This is a genomic window from Acidobacteriota bacterium (genome assembly GCA_016700075.1).
Taxonomy (GTDB): domain Bacteria; phylum Acidobacteriota; class Blastocatellia; order Pyrinomonadales; family Pyrinomonadaceae; genus OLB17.
Genome location: CP065000.1, coordinates 929,113 through 942,694, shown reverse-complemented (window position 1 = coordinate 942,694; position 13,582 = coordinate 929,113). Strand labels below are relative to the sequence as shown.

The following is a 13,582-nucleotide window of genomic DNA, read 5'->3' as shown; positions in this document are numbered from 1 at the left end:
ATATCGTCTGCTGATACGGTGCTGATTACGGCTTCGCGGTCTGCTAAACTATCGTTTTCGCGTGAATTATTACAACTACTTCACAGAGATAGAGGATACGTTCATACGGCGGCGCGGTAAGCATCTGTTTTTGAGCCCGCTGGACTGGACGCTTATCGAGGCTTGGAAAGATCGCGGAATACCCCTGCACATCGTAATTCGGTCGATCGAATCGGTGTTCGACGTTTTTGACCGACAGCCTCCCGGTACCAGGACAATAAAAAGTCTCTTCTATTGCCGCGAAGAGGTAGAGGCTCAGTATGCGGAATGGCTTCGTGCACACGCCGGTCAGGACGCCGGTGACGCAGAGGTTGCGGCCAATGGGCTGACTCCCGAAGCGATCCGCGAGCATATTTGCCGATCGGTAAAAACGCTGAGTTCGCTGACGTCGCCAAACCTGGGCGACGGCACCGAGCGGGCAGTCGCCAGGTTGGGGGCATTGCTCGCGGAAATGACAGATGATCAAGCTGCTACCGACGCTACGCTGGCCGATATCGAGCGAATGCTGGAGCGGTCGATACTCGATAATTGGGATAAGAACGAACTCAAGATCATCGAAAAAGAGACCGCATCGCAACTGCGGGAATACAAGGCATCAATGACGCCGGAAGATTATAAGAAAACGTACGACCTGATGCTTATTAAACGGCTTCGAGACGATGCCGGTATTCCCCGTATGGGGCTTTTTTATGTCTGATGCTTTAAAAAAAAATCCCGAAATCGGCGGCTTGGTCGACCGGGTCACGCTAAGTATCGACCGCATCGTCCCTGGCGGGCTTGGCATCGGATTCGCGGATGGAATGACGTTCTTTGTTCCTTTGACCGCTCCGGGTGATGTCATCGTAGCGGAAGTGACCCGGCGAAAAGGCAAGATCGCGTGGTGCGAGATCGAAGAACTGATCGAGAGCGGCCCCCAACGCATTGAACCGCCGTGTCCGCATTACGGTCTCTGCGGCGGGTGTAATTTTCAGCACCTAACTTATTCTGAGCAGATAGCTGCCAAAAGGGAGATCGTCCGAGACTGTCTGCGGCGGATCGGTGGCATTGAGATGCCGGACCTTGCCATAGTTTTCGAGAGCCCAAAGCAGTTCGGTTATCGTACCCGTGTCCGCTGGCACACCGATGGTGACCGAGATGCCGTAGGCTTCAAGCGCCGCCGATCTGACGATGTGATCATTGTCGACAATTGCCCGATACTGTCGGACGGACTGAATTTAGTATTGGCTAAGAGTGATGTTCTTGGAAATGACCTGCCTGATGAATTGGAAGCCTCTGCTGATGACCAAGGCAAAGTTGTGTTTTCGCCCAATATTCAGGGTTCGGATTCGGAACTGAGCCGAATCGTCGCGGGATTGGAGTATCGTTATTCAGCGGAGTGTTTTTTTCAAGCAAATTCCGCGATGCTTGAGCCGCTCGTAACAGCGGCTGTCGAGGGGCTTGCCGGTGAACGGGCGCTCGATCTTTATTGCGGCGTGGGACTATTTTCATTGCCGCTTGCTCAAAAGTTCGATAGCGTCGATGCGGTCGAGGGCAGCTCTCCCTCAGCAGAATATGCGATCGCGAATTCTAAGCGTGCGGGTTTGACCAATGTGAATGTGCAGACGTCGGATGTTGAACTTTTCTGTACTGATGGCGTTCTAGGTAAGTACGATGCCGTCGTTCTCGATCCGCCCCGCAGCGGGCCGCCGCAGGCCTTGATCGCGAATCTGGCAACATCGGGTGTACGAACTGTCTCGTATGTATCTTGTGAGCCGTCTATCCTTGCTCGAGACCTAAAAACTCTTCTGGCGGCAGGCTACAAGATAACCGGATTCACAATGCTGGATCTGTTTCCGCAGACACACCATGTCGAAACAGTGGTCAGGCTTGTTCAATGAACATCAAAGAAATTGTTTTAACGCTTTCGATTAACTAAACTCAAAATATGCCAAAGAAGAAGGACGACGAAACTGACAATTCTGCAGAGATCGCCAAAGGACATTTTGTGAAATGCCGCTACTGCGGACAAAAAAATGCAGTGAAGGCTGACTATGAGCCCCGCGATGCGAACTGCGGCAAGTGCAAACTGCCCCTATCGAACGAGCCGCATAAGAAGTTCGGAGCCCTCAACAAGCACGACTATGTTCATCCCGAAGACAGTCAAGCACTTAAAACGCTCAAGGCGATACCGGGCGTAGATTCCGCGCTTAAGAAGTTACTCGCCTGGACAGGAGAATCTGCGATCCGCGTTTCGTTCATGGCAAGTGCTGTAAAAGTAACTCCAAAACAATGCCCGGACCTTCACGCCAAACTCGTAGTGGCATGCAACACGCTTGGCGTCGAAGTGCCGGACCTTTACGTGCAGCAGAATCCGTTGGTGAACGCCTTCACCGGCGGTGTCGAAAAACCAATAATCGTGATCCATTCCGCACTGGTCGAGAGGCTGAATGACGAGGAAACACTCGCTGTCATAGCTCACGAGGTGGGACACATACACGCCGAGCACGTGTTGTATCTCACAGCCGCAAGGCTGATCGAGGCATTGGCCAATATCTCGGTCGCCAGGCTCGTTCCCGGCTCCGAGATCATCAAATTCATTGTGTCTGCCGGAATATCAGGAGCCCTGCTTGCTTGGGCACGCCGTGCTGAATTGAGCTGCGACCGGGCGGCATTGCTCGTTACGCAGGATGCCGACGTTATCGCCCGCACGATGATGAAGCTCGCTGGCGGCACGTTCGCATCAAAGATCGATTATGGCCTGTTCCTTGAGCAGGCGCGCGACTTTGAAGAGAACTACGATAAGAACAAGCTCGACAAGTTCTGGGCGGACATGATCAACGCAGGCATGACACACCCGTTCCCGATCTGGCGGGTTTCTGAGATCTTGAAATGGGTCGAGAGCGGGCAATATGCCGGTCTGATGGAACGAAAATAGACTCTACGAGAAAGGTTTCAGCAATCCTCGATAAATGCCCCGGATCTCGATAAGGTTGGATGGGAAGCGGCGTGTGTTGTCGGGATCGCCATCCGAAGCACGCAATTCTACCTCGCCGCCTACGCGAAAATATCTGCGCAGAACCGGCGATTGGCCGATTGGGGCCGCGACAATGATGTCGCCGTCCTTCGCAGAGCGCCTGAGTTCTATCAGGACCACATCATCTTCAGAAATTCCGTCCGTCTCCATTGCGCTGTCAGGCATGCGGAATGCACGTATCCTCTCCGGCGCTTGATATCCGATCATGAACGAAGGGATCAAGAGATCGTCTCTGTCATGATCAAGCCCAACATCAAGCCAGAGTATCGAAACCAGATCTCGTGAGGCCAATGCAGCGGCGTCAGTAAGGTGCAGCGAGAAATTTCCGTCAGCACCATTCCGCTCCAGTAGCCCTTGTTGCTCCAACTCGGCGACGATCCGTGCGATCCCAGATCTCGCCCTCAGTCCGAGTTCATCCGCGATCTCCTGATAAGAGGGGCGATACCCGTTCTCTTCAACACCGCGAACAATGACACGAAGCACCTCACTTTGACGTTTTGTGCGGGCCGGCATAAGTGAATTCTAATACCAAGCCGATCGTCCCGCGAAATCGGCTGACCGGCTGCGAAGGGATAGCTCTTATCCCGACTTGCACCGATTTGCTATAATATGGACTTGGAGGCTGATAAATATCGGCGTAATCACAGGTTTCACCAAAGGGCTGAAACACAGTCAACTTAAACGGATCGAAAAGCTCGCAACCCGACGGGTGGCGGCCGATTCGATCATCACACCGGAGCTTGCTCGGCAAATGAGCGAGATCTCGCACGAGATCGGCCGCCAAGTCGGCGTTCTGATAGACCGAAAGGGCAAGGTAGAGCATGTGATGGTCGGGACGGCCAAGCAGATCGAGATCCCGGATATTGGGCGAGCTCGTGCATCTGAGGACAGGTTTCGCGGCATACGGTGCGTCCATACCCATTTGATGGGCGAAAGCCTCACGCAAGATGACTTTACAGATCTTGCTTTGCTGAGGCTCGATCTTATCTCCGCGATCGAAGTTGACCGCAGGACAGGGCAGCCGGGCCTGGTTCATTCCGCACATCTTGTTCCGTCAAATTCAGAGAGTTTAGGAAAGAACGGTCATTCGTTGCCGTATCAAAACCTTGAGCCGCAATTGCCGTCGCATTTGAGCGTTAATTTCACTGAGCTGATCAATTCGCTCGAGGACGAGATGGCTCGGGTACGGTTGACTGCCCGAGACAGGCATACAGGCAGGGATCGTGCGATCTTGGTAGGTGTAACTACCACTGATATTGAAGAAGCCGAGGAGTCAATGGCCGAGCTGAAAGAGCTCGCATTGTCGGCAGACGTTGTTGTATTAGATACGGTCATTCAACGCCGCTCTCAGATCGATCCGCGAACCGTACTCGGAAAGGGTAAGCTGGATGAGCTTTTGGTTCGATCGATGAGGCTCGGTGCGGATATGCTTGTCTTCGATTCCGAACTGTCACCCGCTCAGGTGCGCTCGCTTTCTGAGGCCACGGAACTGAAGGTCATCGACCGTCCGCAGCTGATCCTCGACATCTTTGCCCAGCGTGCACAGAGCCGGGAAGGCAAGCTGCAGGTCGAGCTTGCCCAATTGAAATATCTGCTCCCGCGGCTGGTTGTAGGGCAAAACTCCGCTTTTTCTCGTCTTGCAGGCGGCATCGGCGGTCGAGGTCCCGGCGAGACGAAGCTGGAAACGGACCGCAGACGCGTACGCACTCGAATATCTCAGCTCGAACGTCAGGTTGACGATCTTGGCCGTCAGCGGCAGGAACGCAGACGCACTCGTCTTGAGACAAATTTGCCGATCGTTTCGCTGGTTGGTTACACGAACGCGGGTAAATCGACGCTTCTTAATGCGCTCACCCAATCTGAGGTTTTTGCCGAAAAGAAGATGTTCGCGACACTCGACCCGACAACACGTCGATTGCGGCTGCCGTATGAGCAAGAGGTCGTCATCAACGACACCGTTGGTTTCATACGGGATCTTCCGGAAGCGCTGGTATCAGCATTTCGTGCTACGCTTGAGGAGATCGCCGATAGCTCTCTGCTTGTTCATGTGGTGGACGTTTCAAACCCGCGGATGATGCAGCAGATCGGTTCTGTCAATAATATCCTTGCTGATCTCAAATTCAATGAGATCAAACAGTTGATAGTGTTGAATAAAGCCGACCTGATCGCATCTGACAACGTGGAAATGATCCGCGACAAACTCGCCAGAGAATTTGGCAATGTGATAGCTGTTTCTTCGCTTGATCGTAAGACCCTTCGGCCGCTCGTTGCGAAAATGTCCGAAATCATCGGTATAGAGCAGGACGAGACCCGCGGGGCCGCCGCATATGTATGACGAAGCAGATACGAGAATTAACATCGCCGCTAACGCGGTGGCGAAAATGGCTTGTCGGCCAGCTGACCAAGCCGATCGCATCTCTTTCGCCTGATCAACGGTTTTGGGCGGGCTTCGCATTTCTCTGCACAGCTACAACGCTTCTAATACAGAATCCGCTTTGGAGTGCGGCCGGTTCTTTTGCTTATCAGGAGGGCGACATTGCCCGCGAAACGGTCATTGCGCCTGCAGACATAACGTTCCAGGATCCCGACGGCCTTGAACGGGCCAGAGCTGCCGCTAAAGCAACTGTCAAACCGATATTCAGGTTTGAATCCAACAGGCAAGAGCAGGCCGTTCAGGGTTTTCAATCAGCATGGGAACGCCTGAGGCGGACAACTCCGGAAGATCCGGCGAGAATGGCGAACTCGAACGTGAAAGCTGATCTCGATTGGACAGGCGGCGGCGGAACGGACGTTGCGAAGGTGCTTTCGGGGCGGCAATTCAGCCGTAACGAGCTCGACGCGGTGCGGTCGGCACTCCGCGAGGCGGCTGAAGGCTATATTTACGATGACGTCGAGCGCCAGTACTTTCAGAACGAGGTTTTCGTTTTCGATCGCTCGCGTCCGAATGTCCAGACCACGGCATCAATGCCTGCAAGCAGTTGGCTGGCACTTTCTGCTGCCCGCGAGAAATACAAAGAACGCATCAATGCGATCAAAAGCCTATCGCAGAAAGAAGCAAACGCTTTTTACTCAGCCGGTGAGATCTTTGTCGAGCCAAGCGTTTCTTTTGACAGCGTGGCGACAGAGGCCGCCCGCGAAACAGCGGCTGCCTCAGCGGAACAGCAGTCAGTCGTACTTCGCCGCGGGCAGAAGGTCGTAGACGCGGGCGAAATGGTGACCGCGGAAACACTATCCCGTATCGCGGCTGTCCGCAATTACACATCGGGAACCCGTCAGGCGAATCGATTTATCGGCCTGCTGCTGCTGATAACCGCTTTGTTTTGGGTCGCATGGAAGTTCGTGCAGCATCGAGGCGTCGTCCCGCGATTGGCTTTGTCGGCGGAGAGAACATTCGCTCTGATCGGCTTTGTCGTCGTGGTGCAGACGGCCGTAATGGCGGTTCTTTTTCGCCTAGCGGAATTTACTGCACTGCAAAATGTCCGGCCGCCGATGAACGATGCTTCCATTTGGGCGTTCGCGATCCCTTTTGCGACCGGTAGTCTGTTGATGACGCTGCTTGCCGACCGCCCTACCGCTTTATTTACCGGTATTCTAAACGCATTGATCGCCGGATTCTTGGCTCCCCGAGGTCTTGAATTTGCAGTTTTCGCCGCGCTTGTTTCGTCCGTAGCCGTATACGGCATCGGCCGTTATCGCAGCCGACAGACCGTAACCGTTGCCGGCGGGATGATCGGCGGAGCAGGTGCCCTTATCGCCATTGCGATGATCGCGTTCACGCAGCAGCCGTTCATCTTGAATACGGTTTTGCTTGCGATCGCCTGCGGACTTGCTGGCGGGGTCATGACGGCTGCGGTCACTGCCGTTCTGCTGCCGTTCTGCGAGACGATCTTCGGCATACTGACGGACGTAAAGCTGCTCGAGCTTTCAAATGCCGATCTCCCGATCTTAGGTCAGCTTGCTCTTCGTTCGCCGGGAACTAATCAGCATTCTCACGCTGTTGGCCAACTGGCCGAAGACGCATGCCGTGTGGTAGGCGGAAACGGCCTGCTCGCAAGAATAGGCGCCCTTTATCACGATATTGGTAAAACGGCAGCTCCTGAACATTTCGTCGAAAATCAGCTTGGCAAGAATCCGCACGACCGCCTAAAGCCGACACAAAGCGCCAAGATCATAATCAGCCACGTCAATTACGGGACGAAACTCGCTAAGGAGATGGGATTGCCGCAGCGGATAATTGACTTCATCCCGCAGCATCACGGGACACGAACTCTTCATTATTTCCTTAAGAAGGCCCAGGCTCAGGCCCTCCCTGACGAAGAGATCTCAGAAAATGATTTTCGTTATCCGGGCCCAAAACCGCAATTCAAAGAAGCGGCGATCATGATGATCGCGGATTCCTGCGAGGCAGGAGCTCGGAGCCTTGCTGAACCGACGCCGGAAAACATAAGGTTCATCGTCACCAAGATCATCGACGCTATCTTGAGCGACGACCAACTGGATGAATGTGACCTCACGCTGCGTGAACTGACGCAGATACGCGAGTCGATGATCAAATCCTTGATCGCAATGCATCATTCGAGGGTGGACTATCCCGGCTACGTTCCGCCGACTACGGGCCAGTTCAAATTCGCGGAATTGATGGATTCTGAGGAGCGAGGATTCAAATACGCTGATCCGAAAGACATACCGGTCTCTCCGGGAGGCGAGATAGAAGATGAGGCCTTCGACCGCACTCAAGAGCCTACAAGGGCTGACGCAAAGACAAACTAGACGTCAGATCTGGTCTTTTAATTTGTTGTAGGAGTCAATTAGGGTTTCCGGAATGGTCCTCGTTTGGCCTATAGCTGTCATGAAATTGACATCACCGACCCACCGAGGCAGCAGGTGCATGTGGTAATGATCCGCTACGCCCGCACCGGCCGCCTTTCCCAGATTCATTCCGATGTTGATGCCGTCCGGAGTATAAACCTGTCTGATCGCTTTCTGGCAGCGGGCGACCATTGTCATCATTTCCGCGGTCGAAGCCTCGCCGGCGTTTTCCGGCAGATCCACATGAGCGAACGGTACGACCATGAGATGCCCCGACGTGTAGGGGTAGATATTCAGGATGACGAAATTGTATTCGCCGCGTGAGAGAATGAAGTTCTCATCGTCGGACAGGCCGTTCGAAAGAACATCACAAAAAACACAGCCCGACGAAGATGTCGGGCTGTCTGATCTGATGTAGTCGTATCGCCAGGGGCTCCAAAGTATGTCCATATGAGGATCGAACTCAGTCGCGGTTAATAAGGTCCTTGAGTTCTTTTCCCGGCTTGAAGTAGGCGACCCGCTTAGCGGGAATATCTACAGCTTCGCCGGTCTTTGGATTGCGGCCCTTTCGCGAATTTCTCTCTCGAACGCGAAAGCTGCCAAATCCTCTGAGTTCTATCTTTTCACCTTTATTCAGCGATTCCGTAATACTGTCGAAAATGATCTCAACGAGCTGTTCAGCATCCTTTTTGGTCATTTCCGCTTCGCGGGCTACTTGTTCAACGAGATCGGCTTTGGTCATAAAATGTACCTAGAACAGAGGGGGAGACGGCCCAATACTGGTGCCGGTCATTACGCGGTTTCTTCTTTCTCCTCCGGCTTCTCAGTTTCTGCCCGCTCCTCCGAAGTTTCAGTCGAAGTTTCCTCCGCTACAACTTCTGATGTCTCCGCCGATCCTTCGGCATTGCCATCAGCGTCGGCCAATACGGCTTCCGTTGCTTCAGCTGTTTCTTCAGAGGCAGCTTCTGCTACCGGCGACTGCTCGGTCGCGGCTTCTTCTGAAGGAACTTTGTCAGCTGTTTCAGAGTCTTCAGTCATAACCGGTTCCTCCGGAGATGCTTCGTCAGCAGCGGGCTCGGCTTCAACGGGGGAATCGTCCGCAGCCACCTCGGCGGCCTTCTCTTTCTTTTTCGATGCCTTTGCGGGCTTTTCCTCAACCGGAGCTTCTTCCTCAGCGTTACCGAATTTCAACTTCGCAAGTTCTCCGAGCGAAGCCATTCCGCCCTTCGCTTCAGACGTATAGATCCGAGTATCGACGATCGGCTCATCTTCCTTGCCGACTGCTCGATGCGAAAGGCCGATCTTTTGGTCGGCGGGCTCGATGCGGAGGATCTTGAATTCCATCTCGTCCCCGATCTTTGCGACCGACTCGGCTTTTTCGATACGTTCGTCAGACAGTTCCGAAATGTGGCAAAGCCCTTCCAGTCCCTCGCCCAATTCGACGAAAACACCGAAATTCGTGAAACGGGAAACCTTGCCTTTCACAACATCGCCCGGGCGATGGGTGGCTATAAAGCCTTCCCACGCAGACGGGGTCAGATCTTTCATCGACAGAGAGAGCCGCTGTCCGCGTTTGTCGATGCTGGTAACGATAGCCTCTACTTCCTGATCTTTCTTGAGCAGGTCTTTCGGATGTTTGATCTTTTTCGACCATGTCAGATCGGAAATGTGCACGAGGCCGTCGATCCCTTCTTCGAGCTCAATAAAAGCGCCGAAGTCGGTAATATTGCGAACCTTCCCGCTGACACGAGCACCGATAGGAAATCGCTCGTCAACACGGTCCCACGGGTTTTCCTGGAACTGCTTCATTCCCAGGCTAATGCGGCGTTCTACGGTATCTACGCCCAAGACCTGAACGTCGACCGGCTGGCCTTTCTGGAACATCTTCTTCGGGCTTTGTGCTCTTCGCGACCACGAAACCTCAGAGACGTGCACCAAGCCTTCGACGCCGGGCTCGAGTTCAACGAATACACCGTATTCGGTCACCGACGAAACGGTACCCTGTACCTTTGAATCGACCGGATAAACCTCGATCACCGTGGACCAAGGATCGGGCTGGAGCTGTTTGTAGCCGAGAGAGATCTTGTCTTTTTCACGATCAAGTTTGAGGATCTTTACCTGAATATGATCGCCGGGCTTGAACATCTCACCGGGATGATTAAGGCGGCCCCAAGACATATCAGTGACGTGTAGCAGGCCGTCGATACCGCCGATATCGACAAATGCGCCGTAATCGGTCAGATTCTTGATCGTTCCCTCAACTACGAATCCTACGTCGATGTTTGAGAGTGTTTCCTCTTTTTGAGCGTTCACGACCTCGTCTGTGAGGATCTTGCGCGAAAGGACAATATTGTTTCGCCGACGGCTGAACTTTATGATCTTCGCTTCGATGTCTTGCCCGATATATGAATCGAGTGAGCTCGCCGGACGCGAATCGATCTGCGAACCGGGCAGAAAAGCTTCGACACCATTCAGATCTACCTTCAGTCCGCCGCGGGTCTTGTCGACGATCTTGCCGACGATCGGGCGCTCTTCACGATACGCGGTCTCGATCTCGTCCCAGACCTTGCGTCCAAGAGCGTCCTGGCGGGAAAGCTGAGGTGCTCCGTCGCCGGAGTGGATGCTCTTGATGACGACATCGACCTTGTCGCCGACCTGTACGTTCACAGTGCCGTCGAAGCCTGTGAACTCTTCCAACGGTACAAATCCTTCGGATTTGTAGCCAAAATCTACCAAAACTCCCCGGTCCGAAACTCCGACCACTGTTCCATTGACCATTTCGCCCGAATAGAAGAGTTTCTGTTCAGATTCGAATTGTTCGAGAATTGCGCCGAAATCCACGTCGCCGGATGATGCCGGGTCTTCAGTAGCACTTATCGCTGGCGAAGCGGCCGCAACAGCTTCCTCGGTCACTGTCGGTGCTGGATCCGTACTAACTTCGCTAGCTTTCGGTTCGGTGTTTAATGCCTGCGGCGTTTCGCCGTTCGTGGGGTTTGTCTCCGCCGGGGTTGCGGCCGTCGCCGTTTCCTCTGCGTCCTTAGTTGCCTCGTTTGTCATTTACGCGTTCAATAACTTCCTTTTTAACTTGTCGTCCTATTTTCTCTACCTTTCCCGCCTTCTGCCGCCATACGAACTTTATCTTCATCAATCGAAAAACTGTCCAGATAAAATGACAGCCTAAAACCGTCAATCATCAGGCTACCTTCGACGAGGATAGGTAAAGCTAAAATCTACACGCGGGCTTGGGCTTGTGTCAAGGCGAAAACCTGAAAATCCTTGAAAAACAAACGTTTGTCGGCTTTTTAGTTTCGCGTAATGACCTCGGTGATCGACGCGACTCCGCTTGATCTTTCCATCTCTTCCTTCGCAGATGCGGTCGTGTTGCTGATCCCGGCAAGCCGCAGACGAAATTCGTCCTGGTTCGTCGTGCCGCGAAGCGCCTCGTCAAGTGTGATAAGGCCGGACTGATAGAGATAAAACAGCGACTGGTCAAAGGTCTGCATTCCGTATTGCGATGTTCCCGCCGCGATCGCATCTCGAATGGATGCGGTCTTGTCTTCGTGGAGAATATAATCGCGTATCAACGGCGTGGATACTAGTACCTCTACCGCAGGAATTCGGCTGTTTCCTTTTGCCGATTTCATCAACCGCTGCGAAACCACAGCACGCAGCAAGCCGGCTAGCTGTATTCGGATAGATTTCTGCTGATAGGGCGGGAATGCTGAAATGATTCGAGTTAGCGTTTCCGGTGCATCAAGGGTGTGAAGCGTTGACAAAACCAAATGTCCGGTCTCTGCGGCGACCAGAGCGGTTTCGATAGTTTCCAGGTCACGCATTTCGCCTACCAGAATGACATCAGGGTCTTGCCGCAGCGACCCACGAAGGGCCTCAGCAAATGACCTGGTATCTACATCAACCTCACGTTGCGTCACAAACGACTGTTTGTCCTTGTGCAGGAATTCGATCGGATCCTCGATCGTGACTATATGGCAATTCCTCGACTGATTTATATGATCGACGAGAGCTGCCAGCGTTGTAGATTTTCCCGAACCGGTGGTACCTGTGACCAGGATCAATCCCCGGCGTTCATCAGCGATCTTTGACAAGATCGGCGGCAGGCCAAGCTCCGAAAATCCTCTGATGGAATCAGAAATGACGCGGGCTACAATGCCTATGGAATTGCGTTGCTGAAAAATGTTGACTCTAAATCGTCCCAAACCCGCGATGCCGTAACCGATATCGACCTCAAAAGCTTCTTTGAAATGCTGCTTCTGACGATTGGACATCATCGAGAATGCCATTTCGAGCGTTTCGTCCTGTGTAAGCGGGCTCACGCCCGACAGCGGCTTCAGTTCGCCGGTTACGCGAATGACAGGGTATGAACCGGCGCGCAGATGCAGATCTGATGCGCCGAAGCTCATCGCCATTCTTAGCAGGTCATCTATCCGTGTTGACATACGTGAGAAAGCCTTACTGGAGCCGGAAACCGCTTGTAGGATCGCGGCGGCTGAAGTATTAATAAGTTTAACGGGGAACAACACTTGCGGTCAATCAATTTTTTCACCCCGATACGGGGGGTCGACCGATATGGACACACCACCCGCATCACCGTAGAATCAAACTTTAATGCAGAGCAATATCTCTGAAATAAAGAACGTCAGTCCAAAACTCGCTGTTCCCGGCGGCGAGTTGGTGATCGAAGTATCTGCTTCTGATTCCGGAGGCAGCCCTCGAATTTTGATTGAGGCGAACGGACACGCTTGCTTTGTTAGGTCAGCGTCTTCGAGCCGAATTGTTGCCGATCTGCCGACCAGCGAAGCATTTATTGACTCGGTTTCCGCTGATGGCATATGTCGGCTCCAGCTTGTTTCGGCAGGGCCCGACAGCCCGTCTTTTGATATCTGGTGCGGCAAACGCATCGCAGGCGGAATGCATATCGTGGCAAATCCTGCTGTAGACCCAGCCGATGATTCTTTGATAGTCACCAACTCGGGACGCCGGGGCGAGCAATTGCCGGCAACGCTTTTCCGTGTCGAGCAGGATGGGAAAATTGAAGAGTTTCCCGAAAGCATTTTAAATCCGACTGGCCTTGCGTTCAGTCCTAAAGGAGAGCTTTTCGTTTCCAACAGGGCGATGGGAGAGGTTCTGGCCGTGGGCCGCGAAGGCCTATCGACGGTGTTTTCTGCGAATCTCGGCATCGCTACCGGCATTGCTTTCGACGACCGCGGCACGCTTTATGTCGGCGACCGTTCGGGGCGGATCTATCGTGTTTGGGAATATGGGGACAATGAGGTCTTTGCCGAGCTCGAGCCGTCGGTCGCCGCGTTTCACCTTGCCTTCGGCACTGACAAGAATCTCTATATAACATCGCCGGGGCTTTCCAGTCATGATTCGGTCTATGTCATTGAGCCGGACGGCGAGGTTTCCAAATTCTTTACAGGTTTCGGCCGCCCGCAGGGACTTGCTTTCGACACGAAGGGCAATCTTTATGTTGCAGCATGCCATCGCGGGCAGCGGGGTATTTATCGGATCGACGCCGCATACCGCAATGCCGAGCTTTTTGTCAGCGGGCCGGAAATTGTGGGGCTTTGCTTTAACCGCAAGGGTGAATTGTTTGTTGCGACAGCGGACTCGGTTTATTCGCTGCCGCTCGGCATCGCAGGGATATTGTTGAAATAAAATTGGCCGCGGTTGAAAGACCGCGGCCGTCAATCAGATATC

General features: G+C 53.4%; 11 protein-coding genes. 6 read left to right on the top strand and 5 right to left on the bottom strand.

What is annotated here, in order from left to right:
• Positions 1-61: 61 nt before the first annotated feature.
• From IPM50_04305 to IPM50_04295, 3 genes are read left to right on the top strand one after another with little or no spacing between them, the layout of a single operon-like run.
• Positions 62-736 (top strand): hypothetical protein, encoded by a 675-nt coding sequence (locus IPM50_04305; protein ID QQS33808.1) that lies wholly within the window; start codon positions 62-64, stop codon positions 734-736.
• Positions 729-1,916, top strand: a complete 1,188-nt coding sequence (locus IPM50_04300) for a class I SAM-dependent RNA methyltransferase (protein ID QQS33807.1) — start codon at positions 729-731, stop codon at positions 1,914-1,916. The genes IPM50_04305 and IPM50_04300 overlap by 8 nt, the downstream gene beginning before the upstream one ends.
• Positions 1,917-1,963: 47 nt before the next feature.
• Entirely contained in the window at positions 1,964-2,953 is a 990-nt protein-coding gene (locus IPM50_04295) for a M48 family metallopeptidase (protein ID QQS33806.1), read from the top strand.
• 3 nt (positions 2,954-2,956) lie between these two features.
• Here the strand turns inward: IPM50_04295 and IPM50_04290 are convergent, their stop codons facing one another.
• Positions 2,957-3,565: a hypothetical protein gene (locus IPM50_04290; protein QQS33805.1), complete on the bottom strand. Its 609-nt coding sequence runs from the start codon at positions 3,563-3,565 to the stop codon at positions 2,957-2,959.
• 118 nt (positions 3,566-3,683) lie between these two features.
• Between IPM50_04290 and hflX the strand changes: the two genes are divergently transcribed.
• Positions 3,684-5,387 carry a GTPase HflX gene (gene hflX / locus IPM50_04285; GenBank protein ID QQS34456.1) on the top strand — a complete coding sequence of 568 codons (1,704 nt, stop codon included), beginning with the start codon at positions 3,684-3,686 and terminating at the stop codon, positions 5,385-5,387.
• A complete protein-coding gene (locus IPM50_04280) occupies positions 5,384-7,822 on the top strand; it encodes an HDIG domain-containing protein (protein ID QQS33804.1) in 2,439 nt (812 codons plus the stop codon). Before hflX ends, IPM50_04280 begins: the two co-directional genes overlap by 4 nt.
• Positions 7,823-7,825: 3 nt before the next feature.
• Here IPM50_04280 and IPM50_04275 read toward each other — a convergent pair whose 3' ends face one another.
• From IPM50_04275 to IPM50_04260, 4 genes are all read right to left on the bottom strand, one after another.
• Positions 7,826-8,311, bottom strand: coding sequence for an HIT domain-containing protein (locus tag IPM50_04275; GenBank protein QQS33803.1), 486 nt, complete (start codon positions 8,309-8,311; stop codon positions 7,826-7,828).
• Positions 8,312-8,324: 13 nt separating this feature from the next.
• On the bottom strand, positions 8,325-8,603 hold the full coding sequence (locus tag IPM50_04270; protein QQS33802.1) for an integration host factor subunit beta: 279 nt from the start codon (positions 8,601-8,603) through the stop codon (positions 8,325-8,327).
• 50 nt (positions 8,604-8,653) lie between these two features.
• Positions 8,654-10,918, bottom strand: a complete 2,265-nt coding sequence (rpsA, locus tag IPM50_04265) for a 30S ribosomal protein S1 (GenBank protein ID QQS33801.1) — start codon at positions 10,916-10,918, stop codon at positions 8,654-8,656.
• A 245-nt stretch (positions 10,919-11,163) separates the two neighbouring features.
• Positions 11,164-12,318: a type IV pilus twitching motility protein PilT gene (locus IPM50_04260; GenBank protein ID QQS33800.1), complete on the bottom strand. Its 1,155-nt coding sequence runs from the start codon at positions 12,316-12,318 to the stop codon at positions 11,164-11,166.
• Between the two features lie 169 nt (positions 12,319-12,487).
• Here IPM50_04260 and IPM50_04255 point away from each other — a divergent pair, with 169 nt between their 5' ends.
• Complete coding sequence (locus tag IPM50_04255; protein ID QQS33799.1) at positions 12,488-13,540, top strand: gluconolaconase; 1,053 nt, start codon at positions 12,488-12,490, stop codon at positions 13,538-13,540.
• Positions 13,541-13,582 lie beyond the last annotated feature (42 nt).